14 protein-coding genes are annotated in these 14977 nt (G+C 33.8%); 7 read left to right on the forward strand and 7 right to left on the reverse strand.

What is annotated here, in order from left to right:
* Positions 1–2: 2 nt before the first annotated feature.
* From rplC to WC223_01845, 6 genes are all read right to left on the reverse strand, one after another.
* Positions 3–620, reverse strand: a complete 618-nt coding sequence (gene rplC, locus WC223_01820) for a 50S ribosomal protein L3 (protein ID MFA6922967.1) — start codon at positions 618–620, stop codon at positions 3–5.
* A gap of 55 nt (positions 621–675) precedes the next feature.
* On the reverse strand, positions 676–981 hold the full coding sequence (rpsJ, locus tag WC223_01825; GenBank protein MFA6922968.1) for a 30S ribosomal protein S10: 306 nt from the start codon (positions 979–981) through the stop codon (positions 676–678).
* A 189-nt stretch (positions 982–1170) separates the two neighbouring features.
* A complete protein-coding gene (gene fusA / locus WC223_01830) occupies positions 1171–3276 on the reverse strand; it encodes an elongation factor G (GenBank protein ID MFA6922969.1) in 2106 nt (701 codons plus the stop codon).
* Between the two features lie 14 nt (positions 3277–3290).
* A complete protein-coding gene (rpsG, locus tag WC223_01835) occupies positions 3291–3758 on the reverse strand; it encodes a 30S ribosomal protein S7 (protein ID MFA6922970.1) in 468 nt (155 codons plus the stop codon).
* 32 nt (positions 3759–3790) lie between these two features.
* Complete coding sequence (gene rpsL, locus WC223_01840; protein ID MFA6922971.1) at positions 3791–4168, reverse strand: 30S ribosomal protein S12; 378 nt, start codon at positions 4166–4168, stop codon at positions 3791–3793.
* A 323-nt stretch (positions 4169–4491) separates the two neighbouring features.
* Positions 4492–6675 carry a PKD domain-containing protein gene (locus tag WC223_01845; protein ID MFA6922972.1) on the reverse strand — a complete coding sequence of 728 codons (2184 nt, stop codon included), beginning with the start codon at positions 6673–6675 and terminating at the stop codon, positions 4492–4494.
* Positions 6676–6903: 228 nt separating this feature from the next.
* Here WC223_01845 and WC223_01850 point away from each other — a divergent pair, with 228 nt between their 5' ends.
* The 6 genes from WC223_01850 to WC223_01875 all read left to right on the forward strand — a co-directional run bounded on the left by WC223_01850 (position 6904) and on the right by WC223_01875 (position 12791).
* Positions 6904–7392, forward strand: coding sequence for a hydrogenase maturation protease (locus tag WC223_01850; protein ID MFA6922973.1), 489 nt, complete (start codon positions 6904–6906; stop codon positions 7390–7392).
* A gap of 100 nt (positions 7393–7492) precedes the next feature.
* Positions 7493–9292, forward strand: a complete 1800-nt coding sequence (locus WC223_01855) for an NAD(P)H-dependent oxidoreductase subunit E (GenBank protein MFA6922974.1) — start codon at positions 7493–7495, stop codon at positions 9290–9292.
* Positions 9293–9348: 56 nt separating this feature from the next.
* Positions 9349–10053 (forward strand): 2Fe-2S iron-sulfur cluster-binding protein, encoded by a 705-nt coding sequence (locus tag WC223_01860; GenBank protein MFA6922975.1) that lies wholly within the window; start codon positions 9349–9351, stop codon positions 10051–10053.
* A 90-nt stretch (positions 10054–10143) separates the two neighbouring features.
* Positions 10144–10695: a hypothetical protein gene (locus WC223_01865; GenBank protein ID MFA6922976.1), complete on the forward strand. Its 552-nt coding sequence runs from the start codon at positions 10144–10146 to the stop codon at positions 10693–10695.
* A 42-nt stretch (positions 10696–10737) separates the two neighbouring features.
* Positions 10738–12195: a Ni/Fe hydrogenase subunit alpha gene (locus WC223_01870; GenBank protein MFA6922977.1), complete on the forward strand. Its 1458-nt coding sequence runs from the start codon at positions 10738–10740 to the stop codon at positions 12193–12195.
* A 98-nt stretch (positions 12196–12293) separates the two neighbouring features.
* Positions 12294–12791 carry a lipocalin family protein gene (locus WC223_01875; GenBank protein MFA6922978.1) on the forward strand — a complete coding sequence of 166 codons (498 nt, stop codon included), beginning with the start codon at positions 12294–12296 and terminating at the stop codon, positions 12789–12791.
* 523 nt (positions 12792–13314) lie between these two features.
* Here the strand turns inward: WC223_01875 and WC223_01880 are convergent.
* Positions 13315–14184, reverse strand: a complete 870-nt coding sequence (locus tag WC223_01880; GenBank protein ID MFA6922979.1) for a hypothetical protein — start codon at positions 14182–14184, stop codon at positions 13315–13317.
* A gap of 442 nt (positions 14185–14626) precedes the next feature.
* Here WC223_01880 and WC223_01885 point away from each other — a divergent pair, with 442 nt between their 5' ends.
* Complete coding sequence (locus WC223_01885) at positions 14627–14956, forward strand: PadR family transcriptional regulator (GenBank protein ID MFA6922980.1); 330 nt, start codon at positions 14627–14629, stop codon at positions 14954–14956.
* Positions 14957–14977 lie beyond the last annotated feature (21 nt).

Genomic DNA, 14977 nt, shown 5'->3' on the forward strand with positions numbered 1-14977 from the left:
TTTTACTTTTCTAAAATTAAGTATGAATTTTTTGCTCCCGGAACAGAACCTTTAACAACAATAGTGTTTTTTTCCGGTATGATTTTGAGCACTGTGATGTTTTGAATTTTTACTCTGTCCCCACCTGTTCTGCCTGCCATTCTCATTCCCTTAAAAACTCTTGAGGGAAATGAAGATGCGCCAACTGAACCGGGTGCTCTTAATCTATCATGCTGTCCGTGTGTTGCTCCACCCACACCACTGAACCCGTGTCGTTTTATCACACCCTGAAATCCCATGCCTTTGGAAATACCTATTACTTCAATCCATTCGTTTTCTTTAAAAATATCAACGGTAACGGTATCTCCCAATTTTGTGGTTTCGGGAAAGCCATTGAATTCGACAAGTTTCTTTTTCGGGGTTGTACCTGCTTTTTTAAAATGGCCTTTCATTGCAGCAGGTGTATTTTTTTCTTTTCTTTCGTCGAAAGCAAGTTGAACCGCTTCGTAGCCATCTGTTTCTTTAGTTCGCACTTGTGTAACAACGCAAGGACCAGCTTCAATAATTGTGCATGGCAAACTCTTACCCTCGGCACTGTATATACTGGTCATTCCGATTTTCTTTCCAATTATTCCTGGCATTTTATTTTTTTTTGTTAATATTAAACTTTTATTTTAAGTAATTCAAGTACTTTTTTTAAACTTTAATTTCTACTTCAACACCGCTGGGTAATTCGAGCTTCATAAGTGCATCTACTGTTTTTGAAGTTGAACTATAAATATCAAGGAGCCGTTTATATGTACATAGTTGAAATTGTTCTCTTGCTTTTTTGTTAACAAATGTTGACCTGTTAACAGTAAAAATCTGTTTTTCTGTTGGCAACGGAATTGGTCCGTTAACAACAGCACCAGTTGATTTTACTGTTTTCACAATCTTTTCAGTTGACTTATCAACCAGATTATGGTCATAAGATTTTAGTTTAATTCTTATTTTTTGACTCACGTTTATTATAGTTTAAAGTTTATGGTTTTCAGTTTAAAGTTTCTGTAATTTTTCTTTTCTATTTCATAAATGTATTTTTCTAAAAAATCTAAAGTTTGTTGTACTGCAAATATTTATTTATATTAATGTAATTCCTTTTTTTAACTTTAAGTACTTGAAGTACTTTAGGCACTTGAAGTACTGATTTTATCATATTAAAATAATTCCTTTAGTTTTTAAAATAACATCTTCTGCAATTGTTCTTGGTACTTGTTCGTAATGCGAAAATTCCATTGTTGAAGAACCTCTTCCTGAAGTCATTGAACGCAGTGTTGTAACATAGCCGAACATAGTTGCAAGAGGAACTTTGGCTCTCACAATTTGAATTCCGCCTTTTGTATCAACACCCTGAATGCTTGCTCTTCTTTTATTCAAATCGCTCATTACATCTCCCACGTGTTCATCGGGAGTATAAACTTCAAGTCGCATAATAGGTTCCATAAGAACACCTTTTGCTTTTTTACATGCCTCACGAAATGCTATTTGTGCACATATTTCAAATGCCAATGCATCGGAATCAACAGTATGAGTGGAGCCATCAAGTAATCTTACTTTAAGATTATACATTGGATAGCCAGCCATTACTCCATTATTCATAGCAGATTTAAAACCATCGTTAACTGCTTTCACATATTCTTTGGAAATGACACCGCCTTTGGTTTCATCAATAAACTGAAGACCTTTCACGTCTTTATCTGCCGGAGAAACTTCGATTTCTATATCTGCAAAACGACCTCTGCCACCGGTTTGTTTTTTATATATTTCACGATGTCTTACGGTTTCCGATATTGCTTCTTTATATGCTACCTGCGGAGCTCCCTGATTACATTCAACGCCAAATTCTCTTTTAAGACGGTCGAGAATAATTTCAAGATGCAATTCACCCATTCCGCTTATTATTAATTGTCCTGTTTCATTATCAACTTTTACTTTAAAAGTAGGGTCTTCTTCGGTTAATTTACTTAATGAGTTTGATAATTTATCAACATCGAATTGTGTTTTTGGTTCTATTGCAACACCTATAACAGGTTCGGGAAATTCTATTTGTTCAAAAACTATGGGAGCTTTTTCATTTGCAAGAGTATCGCCTGTTCTTATTTCTTTGAATCCGACAACTGCTACTATATCGCCGGCATCAACTTGCTCAAGCGGAATCTGCTTATTGGCATGCATTTGCAATATCCTCGATATTCGTTCTCTTTTATTAGTACTGACATTAAGAACAGTTGCTCCTTCTTTCAAAAAACCTGAGTAAACCCTGATAAAAGCAAGCCTGCCCATATATGTATCGGTAGCTATTTTAAATGCAAGTGCAGCAAATTTATCGTTGATATCGGGTTTTCGTATTTCTTCTTTATTCGTAAACGGATTAATACCAGTTATTGGTGGGACATCTAAAGGGCTTGGCAAAAAAGCAATAACTGCATCAATCAAATGCTGAATTCCTTTATTTTTAAATGCGGCGCCACAAAGAATAGGAACAATTTTCATTTCAATAGTTCCTTTTCTTATTGCATTTAATATTTCTTCTTCAGTAATTGACTGCGGATTTTTAATATATTTTTCTAAAATATCTTCGTTTTCTTCAGCAATTTTTTCAAGAAGATTGTGGTTCCATTCTATTGCTGATTCTTTTAATTCATCGGGGATAGGTATTTCGTTGTATTTCATTCCCTGTGTAGAATCATCCCATTCATAAGCTTTGTTTCTTATAACATCAACAATTCCCTTATATGCTTCTTCGTTTCCGATGGGTATTTGTATCGGAACAGGATTAGCTCCAAGTTTATCTTTCACTTCCTTGACAACAGAAAAGAAATCGGCTCCGGTTCTGTCCATTTTGTTAACAAAAGCTATTCGCGGAACTTTATATTTATTTGCTTGTCGCCAAACTGTTTCGGATTGTGGTTCAACTCCGCCTACTGCACAAAAAATTGCAACTGCTCCGTCAAGTACTCTGAGCGACCTTTCTACTTCAACAGTAAAATCAACGTGTCCCGGAGTGTCAATTAAATTCACCTTATATTGTTCGTTGTTATATTTCCAGTAAAAAGTTGTTGCGGCAGATGTGATTGTGATTCCACGTTCCTGTTCCTGCACCATCCAGTCCATCGTGGCTGTGCCTTCGTGAACTTCACCCATTTTATAATTTATGCCGGTATAGTATAATATGCGTTCGGTAGTTGTGGTTTTCCCTGCATCTATATGAGCCATTATGCCAATATTTCTCGTATTTTTTAAATCTCGTTCCATCACTACCGGCTCATTTTTTAAAATCTGAAATGTGAAAATGCTTTATTTGCTTCTGCCATGCGGTGGGTATCATCTTTCTTTTTGAAAGAAGCTCCTTCTTCTTTGTATGCAGCCATAATTTCCGCAGCGAGTTTTTCGCTCATTGATTTTTCACTTCTGCCTCGTGCATAAGTAATCAACCATTTTATTGCCATTGATATTCTTCTGTCAGGTCTAATTTCCTGCGGTATCTGAAAAGTAGCGCCTCCAATTCTTCTGCTTCTAACTTCTACTGCTGGGGTGATATTTGCTAATGCTTTTCTCCAAACTTCCAATCCGTTTTCACCAATTTTTTTCTCAACTATTGCAATTGCATCATAAAAAACTTTTGATGATAAATTTTTCTTGCCTCGCTGCATTAAGGTATTAATAAACCTTGTTACCAAAACATCCTTAAACTTCGGATCGGGTAACAAGAATCTTTTTTTTGCTTTAATCTTTCTCATTTGTGCATTATATATTTAATTTTATTCTGAATTTATTTTTTCTTTGGTCTCTTCGCGCCATACTTCGACCTTCGCTGTTTTCTACCTTCAACGCCCGAAGTATCAAGTGTTCCGCGTATTGTGTGATAACGTACACCCGGCAAATCCTTAACCCTGCCGCCTCTTATCAGAACTATAGAGTGTTCTTGCAAATTATGTCCTTCACCGGGAATGTAAGAGTTAACTTCTTTCCCATTGGTTAATCTGACTCTTGCAACTTTCCTCATTGCCGAATTCGGCTTTTTTGGGGTAGTTGTATATACTCGAACACATACACCCCTTCTCTGTGGGCATGAATCCAATGCCGGCGACTTGCTTTTGTCTGATTTCAGCTTTCTTCCTTTTCTTACTAACTGTGAAATTGTTGGCATACTTATGTTTTAATTAAACTAATATTTTTTGGGACTGCAAAGTTACTACTTTCATTTAATAAAACAAAAGTTTACATTATTTTTTTTGTTTTTTTTCAAATAATTACACATATATATTAATATTAATTTCCCAAAACGTTAATAAAATGGGAGGTTTTTAGATTAAATAATTATTAAAATCTAAATTGTAAAAATTTAATTTTCTCTTTCCTTTTTGAAAAACTTAAATTGCAATTTGTTTTTTTATTTTAATTTTAAAAAAAAATAATACCCCAAACTTGACTGCTTATACTCAAATCTGGAATATTATTTAAAATAAAGTATTATCTTATTAATGTAATTGCTCCATGAAAATCATATTCTTTTCTGTCTTTTCCTTTTGCAGATATAATATAATAATATGTTCCCTCTGACATTCCTTTTCCATCCCATCCATCTTTAATTTTGTCTGTTTCAAATAATTTATTTCCCCAGCGGCTGAATATCATCATTTTGAAATTTAAAAATTCCCCTTCGTATTTTACTTTGTATTTATCATTAATGTTGTCACTGTTGGGTGTAAACACATTAAACACTTCCATTTTTGTGGGAGTAACAACTTCTATATTTAAAGTATAAATATTTTCGCAGCCCTCTTGGGATATGACCTTTAAAGTTATAGTATATATACCGGGATTTTTATAAACGTGCCTAAAACTCTTGAGATTGCTTGTATATCCATCCCCAAAATCCCAATGATAATAAAACCCATTTGTTCCGTTCCAATCGAACTGGAAGTTATGTGTTGTTACTTCAAATACTTTGTCAACCGAGGAATTTCCATCGGGAACATAGGAAATATTGTTAATGGTAATGTTCTTTACAACAAAGCATCCGTTAGAGCCAGTAATTGTAACCGTGTAGGAACCTGCCTGTAAATTATCAATACAGGTATCATTGTCGCTTGTATTCCAACGATAAGTATAAGGAGGTTCTCCATTAAACGGACTTATGCATGCGATTCCTTTTCTTTTTTCACATACGTCATCAATTGCATTTGCATTTGCTTCGGGTGAAGAATGCACATTAATAACTGAAATTGCAGTTGAAGTACAGCCATTAATATCAGTTCCTGTTACGAAATATGTTGTATTGATTGTGGGACTGGCTGTTTTTGAACATCCAACACCCAAATTATTGCTCCATGTGTATGTATTTGCTCCACCTGCATTTATTGCAGCTATTTTACCTTTACATATTGTCGTATTATTAGCTGTAATTATAGAAGGCGAGTTTATTGTTATAATTTTAGTAACCGTATCAGAGCAACCTGAGTTTGTTTTAGCAATCAGAGTTACAGAATAAGTTCCTGCTGTTGAATAAGAGTGAGTGGGATTTTTAAAAGCAGAAAAATTATTTAACCCCGAAGCCCCATCACCAAAATTCCATGAATAACTGTAAATAATTCCATTTCCAACGATAGTGGAAATATCATAAAACCTTGATGGTTGCTCCGCACATAATGGAATTGTATCGAAAAAATCAGCATTAACGAAAACAGGTTCCATTTTCCCTTTTAAAACAAATTTGCAAGTTGTGTCTGCCGTAGATTTCAAAGTACAAGAATATATAGTTCCTTGAACATGGTTAATAATACTTATACATTGGGTTGTTTCTCCGGTTGACCACTTATAATAAAAAGCATCTGGCGCACACATTATTACTGTATCCTGATTAACAGAACAGTAATTAGGAAAAACTATGATTCGTGATAAACATAAACAAGTTAAATACGCATAAGCGAAATGACCTCCGAGTGCACAATCGTAAGTAGTAAATTGAATTTTTACTGTTTGTCCGTGATATTGTTTTAAATCCATGCCTATTGTTGTCCAATCGACATAGTCAATATCATTTCCTGGATTATAAATATCAGCGCACTTGTTAAAATTAACACCTGATTGACCAGCATAAACCGAATACTGTCCGCAAACAGGGTCTATTATATTTCCATTATTATCCGTTATTACTATGTCAAATTTTGGCATTTGAGTTGGAGCATGTCCGCTGAGCGGTTCCTGTAAAACAAAAGCATATTTATAAATAAAAATACCATTTACATTGGTATCAACCAAAATTGAATATTCCAACCGTTGTGCACCATTGTCACTGTTTCCCATTGAATTTCCAGTATATCCCAATCTGCAAGAATACGAATAGCCATCAGGTATCATTTTTAAAGAATTGCAAGTATATGGGTCCATTCCCTGTGTTCTTATAATTTCATGATGAGGTGGATAGCCGTTTACTGCACCAATAGTGTCTATACCAATTACCTGAATTGGGTTGCCATAAGTCATTGAAGCCGTTCCTTCAATTGCATAAGAACCACTCCAATTTAAAAAATTTCCTTCCGAAAAATCAGAGTTTTCACAAGAGGAAATCAAACTCTGTGATTTTAGGTTATTATTTATTATTAAAAATAATAAAATAGGTAATATTGACTTCCTGAATAGTATGTGCAACATGCAAACTAAGTATTATACCATAATCTTATTTAAACGGCTATATTGTTTAATTGTTATATTTATCCTGATTAGCTTCGCTGTATAGACGGCTTTATCAATTAAAAAAAATTATTTCGGAAAAAGTTAAATATCCAAACGTTTGCAGTATAGCTGGTAAATAAGCAAATAGTTTTAAAAAAAAAACTATTTTTTACAAACATAATATTTTTTTAATAATTTCGCAAAAAAATGGAAGCAACAAACAAAGACATTTTAATTCTCGGTTTAGGAAATGAAATCCTTATGGACGATGGCATTGGACCAAAACTTTGCATGGAAGTTCAGAAAAAATTATCCCAGCCCAATATTAAATATGAAACCGCTGCAATCGGCGGTTTGGACTTGCTTGAATTAATCAGGGATTATAATACCTTAATTATTATTGATGCAATAAAAACTAAAGACGGAAAGCCCGGTGATGTTTATTATCTAACGCCGTCATCGTTTAAAGAAACTTCTAATATTTCAAACATTCATGATATTTCATTTCTTACTGCTTTAAAACTCGGTGAAAAACTTAATATCAAAATCCCATCAAAAATTCACATAATTGCGATAGAAATTGTTGAAGACCTTATCTTCGGAAGCTGCTTCACTACTGCCATTCAACAAAAATACGATGCAATTAAAAATGAAGTTGTAAAATTGATTTCCGAACTCATATTTTTGAAACATTAAAAATATTTTAATTATTTTTTTTTATCAATAAAAATAATTTTAATTTCGCTATTCTTTTAACAACAGTTGTTATTTATTTAACAAATAAAAATAAATTATTATGGAAGCCAAATTGAAATCAATAATTGAGAAACACAGGAAAGATGCAGGACGACTAATGGATATTTTGCATGATGTTCAATGCGAATTCGGTTATATTCCTTACGATGCAATAAAAATAGTTTCTGAAATCCTTAATATTTCAAAAGTTGACGTTGAACAAACAATTTCTTTTTATCATTTCTTTTCAACTTCGCCTGTCGGTAAAAATGTAATCTATTTAAACGATAGTGTTGTTGCAAACTTTATGGGCAAAGAGGAAATCGCAAAAGCATTTGAAAAAGAAGTTGGCTGCACTTTTGGTAATATATCTAAAGACGGGCAATTCGGATTGTTCAACACTGCATGTATCGGAATGAACGACCAGGAGCCGGCTGCATTAATCAATGGTGTTGTATTCACTCAACTCACAACTTCAAAAGTTAAAGAAATAATTTCCGGACTAAAAGCAGGAAAGAAAGCAAAAGAACTCGTAAAGTCATTCGGCGATGGCGCAAATGCTTCCGAACCGATAAAATCAATAGTCAATAATAATATAAAGAAAAAGGGACAAGTAATATTCAGTGAATATACAACAGGTTCAGCACTCCAGAAACTCATAAATAAAACTCCCGAAGATGTAATAAACGAAATAAAAGCATCGAATATTAAAGGTCGCGGTGGTGCAGGTTTTCCGACAGGACTAAAATGGGATTTCTGCAGAAAAGAACAGGGAGCAGAAAAATTTGTTATCTGCAACGCCGATGAAGGCGAACCCGGAACTTTCAAAGACAGGGTGCTATTAACTGAAATTCCACAGAGAGTGTTCGAAGGCATGGCAGTTGCTGGATATGCAATCGGTGCAAAACAAGGAATTCTTTATTTAAGAAATGAATATTTATATCTTAAAGCACATCTTGAAAAGACACTTGAAGATTTAAGAAAGAAAAATCTATTAGGAAAAAATATTGTGGGAAAATCAGGATTTGATTTTGACATAAGAATACAACTCGGTGCCGGTGCTTATATTTGTGGTGAGGAAAGCGGATTAATAGAATCCGCCGAAGGCAAAAGAGGAGAACCGCGTAATCGCCCGCCATTCCCTGCACAGAAAGGATATCTGCAAAAGCCAACAGTTGTTAATAATGTTGAAACTTTAGCATCGGTAATAAGAATAATTGAAAAAGGAAGCGACTGGTATAAATCAATCGGGACAAAGGATTCAAGCGGAACAAAAGTTCTGAGCATTTCGGGTGATTGCAAGAATCCCGGTGTTTATGAAATAGAATGGGGAATAACAATAAAAGAAATGCTTGAAATGTGTGGAGCCGAAAATGTTCAGGCAGTTCAGGTTGCCGGTCCATCAGGAAGATTAATAAGCGAAAAAGAATTTTCGAGAAAAATCGCTAACGAAGATTTGGCAACAGGCGGCTCAATGATAATTATAGGAAAACAAAGGAATATATTGAAAGATGTTGTTAAAAATTTCACTGAATTTTTCATTGACGAATCCTGCGGTTCATGTGTTCCTTGCAGAGCTTTAAATCCTGTGTTGCTGCAAAAACTCGAAAAAGTAATTTCAGGTAAAGCAACTTCAAAAGATATTGACGAAATGACAACACTCGGCAAAATGATGAAAGAATTAAACCGCTGCGGACTTGGACAAACTGCTGCTAACCCTGTTTTAACATCAATTGAAAATTTTAGAAATAAATATGATGAACTTATAAAAATAAAAGAAGAGCAAAGTATTTATGATTTTGATATGAATGCGGCAGTGAAAGCTTCTTGTGAAGCTGTTGGCAGAAATGTAAAAAATTAGGATTGGGGATTTAAGATTTAGGATTTAAAATAATTAACTATTAACAATTAACCAACATGGCTGAAAAAATAAAATTTAAAATTGACGGAAAAGAATGTTGCGGTGATGCCGGACAATTCTTAATTGACGCCGCAGCTGAATGTGGTGTTTACATTCCTTATTTATGTCACATGAAAGGAATTGTTCCTGCAGGTTCCTGCAGAGTATGCACGGTGAAGGTGAATGGTCGTCCCATGGCAGCTTGCACTACACCTGTTGGCAACGACATTCAAAATGCAAACATCGAAAATGCAACTCCTCAACTCGAAGAAATGAGGAAAGCAATTATTGAATTGCTTTTTGTAGAAGGTAATCATTTTTGTCCTTCTTGTGAAAAGAGCGGTAATTGCGAACTTCAGGCATTAGCATATCGCTACAAAATGATGGTTCCGCAATTTTCTTATAATTTTCCGTTAAAAAAAATAGATGCACTAACTCCAAAATTATTTATTGACAGAAACCGTTGCATTTTATGTAAAAAATGTATTCGCACCATAAAAGATAAAGACAATAAGAGTTATTTCGCATTTAATAAAAGAGGTGCAAAACTTGAAATTCATGTTGACCATGATTTAGCCCCTTCAATGAGCGACGAGTTAGCTCAAAAGGCAATGGATAATTGTCCGGTTGGCTCAATTATTAAAAAAGAAAAAGGATTTGACACACCAATAGGCAAACGTAAATTCGATAAAAAACCTATTGGAAGTGATGTCGAAAAATAAAAAAAGTTTGTGGTTTGTAGTTATCACAACTTCACAAATTATAACAATGAATAATGAAGTTTATAAATATAAAATACTGGAGGAAATAAAATGAGCAAAGCAGTAGTAGCAACAGCATCATTAGCCGGATGTTTCGGGTGTCACATGTCAATTCTTGATATTGACGAAAGAATATTGAAATTAATCGAACTGGTTGAATTCAACAAATCACCGGTTGATGATATTAAAGAATTTACAAAAATGTGCGATGTGGGAATAATTGAAGGTGGTTGCTGTAACAGCGAGAATATTGAAAATTTAAAAAATTTCCGAAAACATTGCAAGATTCTTATTTCGCTGGGTGAATGTGCAATAATGGGTGGTTTGCCTGCACTCCGAAACGGAATTCCCGTAAAAGAATGTATAGTGGAAGCATATTTAGAAGGACCAACAGTTGAAACCGGAAATCCCGAAAAAATATTACCGAATGATGAAGAACTTCCGATGATACTTAATAAAGTTTATCCTTGTCACGAAATCGTAAAAATAGATTATTTTTTGCCGGGTTGTCCACCAAGAGCCGATTTGATTTGGAATGCCCTTGAAGCACTTCTGACAGGCAAAGAAATGAATATACCTTACGAAGTTTTTAAATTTGATTGAAAAACTTTAAACTTTAAACATTAAACTTTAAACTGAAACAAAATGTCAGCAAAAAAAATAACAATAGAGCCGGTAACCAGAGTTGAAGGACATGGCAAGGTTACAATTCACATGGATGAAAATAATAATGTTTCTCAAACTCGTCTTCATATTGTTGAATTCAGGGGATTTGAACGATTTACGCAAGGCAGACCATATTGGGAAATGCCTGTTCTGGTTCAGCGTCTTTGCGGAATATGCCCGGTAAGTCATCATCTTGCTGCTGCAAAAGCACTTGATGTTATTGTTGGTGCAGGAACCGGAGAAGGGTTAACTCCAACGGGAGAAAAAATGCGTCGCCTTATGCACTACGGACAAATGTTCCAATCACATGCTTTGCATTTTTTTCATTTAGTTTCGCCCGATTTATTATTTGGTTACGACAGTGACCCGCTGACAAGAAACGTTATTGGCGTTGCAATGAAACATCCCGATTTGGCTGTGCAGGGAGTAATGATGAGAAAATACGGACAGGAAATTATTGAAGCAACAGCAGGAAAGAAAATTCACGGAACAGGAGCTATTCCAGGCGGAATAAATAAAAATTTATCAATTGAAGAAAGAGATAAATTTTTAAAAGGTACAGACCCATTGAATATTAAAAAAATGCTCGAATGGGCTGTTGGCGCACTTGAGCTTTTTAAAGATTATCATAAAAAGAATAAGGACTTTATTGATAATTTCTCAAAGTTCCCTTCAAGCTTTTTAAGTTTGGTTAGAAAAGACGGTGCTTTAGATTTATATCACGGCGTTTTAAGAGCTGTTGATGCCGAAGGAAAGAAAATTTTAAATGATGTGGATTATCAGGATTACCTCAAATACATTGCTGAAGAAGTGCGTTCATGGAGTTACATGAAATTCCCGTTTTTACGAGAACTCGGAAAAGAAAAGGGCTGGTACACTGTTGGACCGCTTGCACGCCTAAACGTTTGCGACTTCATCCCTACCCCGCTTGCACAAAAAGAATTTGAAGAATTTAAAAAATATACAAACGGCAAACCAAATACAATGAGCATGCACATGCACTGGGCAAGATTAATTGAATTGCTGCATTCTGCCGAAGTTATTAATGATTTACTGAACGATGCGGATTTACAAAAAGCAGATTTGGTGAAAAAAGGAAAGAAACAAAACGAAGGAGTTGGTGTAATTGAAGCACCACGCGGAACATTATTCCACCATTATAAAATAAATAAAGACGACCAGATTGAAATGGCAAACCTCATTGTTTCCACAACAAACAATAACGAACCGATGAACAGAGCCGTAAACTGCGTTGCTACAAATTTATTCACAGGTAAAAATGAAATTACTGAAGGAATGAAAAACGCAGTTGAAGTTGCAATACGCGCTTACGACCCATGTCTGAGCTGCGCTACACACGCTATTGGAAAAATGCCGCTTGAGATAAAATTGCTCGACAGCAACAATAAACTTGTGAGTGAGTATATCTCAAAATAGAAAGAATAGCTTTCGGTTTTCTATTTTTTAGTTATGTGGAACCATGCGTAAAACTTAGCGACACTATGCGAGAAAAATTTGCTTTAAAATTTATAATTATGATTTCAATATTAGGAATATTCGGATGCAAGTCGCATATTCCGCTTCAGACAGTTGATAAAATTGATTTGCAAAAATATACAGGCAAATGGTACGAAATTGCCGCTTTTCCGCAAAGGTTTGAAAAGGGCTGCAATTGCACTACTGCCGAATATGAATTATCCTCTAAGGGATTCATTAAAGTTATTAATAGCTGTCGCAAAAATAGTACCGATGGCTTGCTAACCCGAATTGAAGGAAAAGCATTTATTGATAAAAATAATAATGCAAAACTCAAAGTTCAGTTTTTCTGGCCATTCAAAGGCAAATACTGGATTATAGATTTAGCCGATGATTACAGTTATGCCGTTGTAGGGCACCCAAACAGAAAATACTTATGGATTCTGTGCCGCAATCCGTTCATCGAAAAATCAATTTATGATGGAATAATAAAAAGAATTAAGGAAAAAGGATTTGATGTTTCAAAATTAGTTACAACAAATCAAGGATGTAAATAATTAGGGTTTGCTGAAAAAGTAAGCTCTATTCCCAAACAACTTTCAAACACATAATAAAAGCGGAGCGTAGGCCAGGCAAAACGGCGAGCGTGTGTTGGCTGTGAATACAATATTTTGTGAAATTCTTACAAAGAAGTTTACTCGCTTTGTTAGAATTTAGAAATATTGCAGAGCGGGTGGAAGCATCGTTTTGCCTTGACTTTTTGGTTACTTTTGGGTCAAGCCAAAAGTAACATAAAGAAAAAGCAATTTATAATAATTATAATTAAAGTGCAAGGTTTTTAAAATAACAATTGAAAAATCCTTGCACTTTATTGTTAAATTTAAAATAAGATTTATTGATATTATTGGAGTTTGGAATTATTCAGCAAGCCCTAAATATTTAGGACAATTCCACAAAGAAAAAAATATAAAGCAGTAAATTAAATAAGATTAGAAATTTTTAAGTATATTTTTTCGAACTTAGCAAACCCCTTTGGATTTTGAAGTTCAACGAAGAAAGACAGCTCTTCCGAGTAGTTCTTTACTTATATATTGCTATTAATTTACCTTCATCATCGAACCAATTTCGTAATCCATAGCTTCTGCCTGTTTGTCCTTCTTTTTTTAAAGCTTTTAATTTTTTTGATTTACTTACCAATGTACTTAGCATTGGTGATAAACTATTTCTTGCTGATGAAATTCCTTCTTTGGGAATATTTAAAGAAACAGTTGCATGTCGCAAAAAATCTTTAACAGACAAAACTCTTTTTGTTTTATTCAATGTTTCTACAATAAATTTAGGCCAATTATAAGTGGTATTACTTGGATATTTTCTGTTACGCTCAATAGTGGTTTTAGGTTCAATCTTTTTTGTTTTTACTATTTTTTCGGTATTCGTATTTGTTTTGGTTGGTGCTTTGTCTTTTATATTAACAAGAGAAAATAATTTTCTTTTTTGTCCTTTTGGTTTTATACTTTGTATTAAATTTCTTTTAACACGCAACCTCTGTAATGCTTGTGAAAGCGAATTTGTAGCAGTAGCTGGATTAGAAAAAGAAATATTAAAGTGCTTTTGGTATAATTTTAATATTTGTTCTTTTGTTAACGGTTTATTTTGTTCTTGCATAACTTGTAAAACATAATTACCCCAGTTAGGATTCTTTGATTTTTGTCCTTTTTTGATAGAAGCCGTATTATTTTGTTGTGGGATAGGTTTTACAGTAATTGATTTAATTAAAGTAGGAGTATTTGAAGATGAAGCCGAAGGTGTTTTAATAGAGAAATGTTTGTCATCTAACTTTTTTAAAAGTCCTCTGATTTCTTCTGCACGTTTTTGAATTTTTTCTAACTCAATAGCATAAAAGTTTTTCAACTCATTAGCTTGTAGTGGTGTTAATTCAATGTTTACCATAGCTATACGATATTATCGTTTGTAACAAATGTAAATAAAATATTTATAACCGCAAAATAAAACATGCATCATATTGATTTAGCTGTTGTTTTTAGTAGTAATCTAATTATATGTTTTTCGCGAAGCACTTGTCAATATTAAAAAAACAATAAAACTAAGAGAAGTTTATTTCCATATCATAGTGAGTTTTTCTGAATTATAAAAATGCTAATAACATCTAAAGCCAGTTATTTAAAGCAATACAGCAATTTTAAAGTTTAAATCCCTTTATTATCAATCGCCATGTTAATTGTTAATAACTTTTAATCTTAATAATCAGTTGATTAGTATGCAATATGATAAAATATAGTACTTTGTATTGCATAGTACTGTTTTATGTTGTATCTTCGTTTCGTGAATCTTATTTTTTTGTTTTAAATAATAAGTTAAACTCATAAAAATTATGGACATAGAAAATTCAAAAGCACAGATGAGAAAGGGGATATTAGAATTTTGTATTCTGTCGACACTGTCGGGCGGCGATGCGTATGCTTCTGATATTATCGAAAGCATGAAGTCATCGAAGCTGATAGTTGTTGAGGGTACACTTTATCCTTTGCTTACACGTTTAAAAAACGATGGCTTTCTCAATTACAGGTGGGAAGAATCAAAATCGGGTCCACCTCGCAAATACTATATGATTACCCCTATCGGAGAAACCTTTTTAAAAGAGCTTGAGACCACTTGGAACGAGCTTGTTAGTGCAGTAAATAAAATTACTGAAAAAAAATAACAATTATAAACTTTTAAAACT

Source organism: Bacteroidales bacterium (assembly GCA_041671145.1).
GTDB lineage: Bacteria > Bacteroidota > Bacteroidia > Bacteroidales > JAHJDW01 > JAQUPB01.

Excerpts from the sequence above, each read along its gene's own strand:
- rplC (MFA6922967.1), bottom strand. The coding sequence starts at position 620 with ATGCCAGGAATAATTGGAAAGAAAATCGGAATGACCAGTATATACAGT.
- rpsG (MFA6922970.1), bottom strand. The coding sequence starts at position 3,758 with ATGAGAAAGATTAAAGCAAAAAAAAGATTCTTGTTACCCGATCCGAAG.
- rpsL (MFA6922971.1), bottom strand. The coding sequence starts at position 4,168 with ATGCCAACAATTTCACAGTTAGTAAGAAAAGGAAGAAAGCTGAAATCA.
- WC223_01845 (MFA6922972.1), bottom strand. The coding sequence starts at position 6,675 with ATGTTGCACATACTATTCAGGAAGTCAATATTACCTATTTTATTATTT.
- WC223_01850 (MFA6922973.1), top strand. The coding sequence starts at position 6,904 with ATGGAAGCAACAAACAAAGACATTTTAATTCTCGGTTTAGGAAATGAA.
- WC223_01855 (MFA6922974.1), top strand. The coding sequence starts at position 7,493 with ATGGAAGCCAAATTGAAATCAATAATTGAGAAACACAGGAAAGATGCA.
- WC223_01860 (MFA6922975.1), top strand. The coding sequence starts at position 9,349 with ATGGCTGAAAAAATAAAATTTAAAATTGACGGAAAAGAATGTTGCGGT.
- WC223_01865 (MFA6922976.1), top strand. The coding sequence starts at position 10,144 with ATGAGCAAAGCAGTAGTAGCAACAGCATCATTAGCCGGATGTTTCGGG.
- WC223_01870 (MFA6922977.1), top strand. The coding sequence starts at position 10,738 with ATGTCAGCAAAAAAAATAACAATAGAGCCGGTAACCAGAGTTGAAGGA.
- WC223_01875 (MFA6922978.1), top strand. The coding sequence starts at position 12,294 with ATGATTTCAATATTAGGAATATTCGGATGCAAGTCGCATATTCCGCTT.
- WC223_01880 (MFA6922979.1), bottom strand. The coding sequence starts at position 14,184 with ATGGTAAACATTGAATTAACACCACTACAAGCTAATGAGTTGAAAAAC.
- WC223_01885 (MFA6922980.1), top strand. The coding sequence starts at position 14,627 with ATGGACATAGAAAATTCAAAAGCACAGATGAGAAAGGGGATATTAGAA.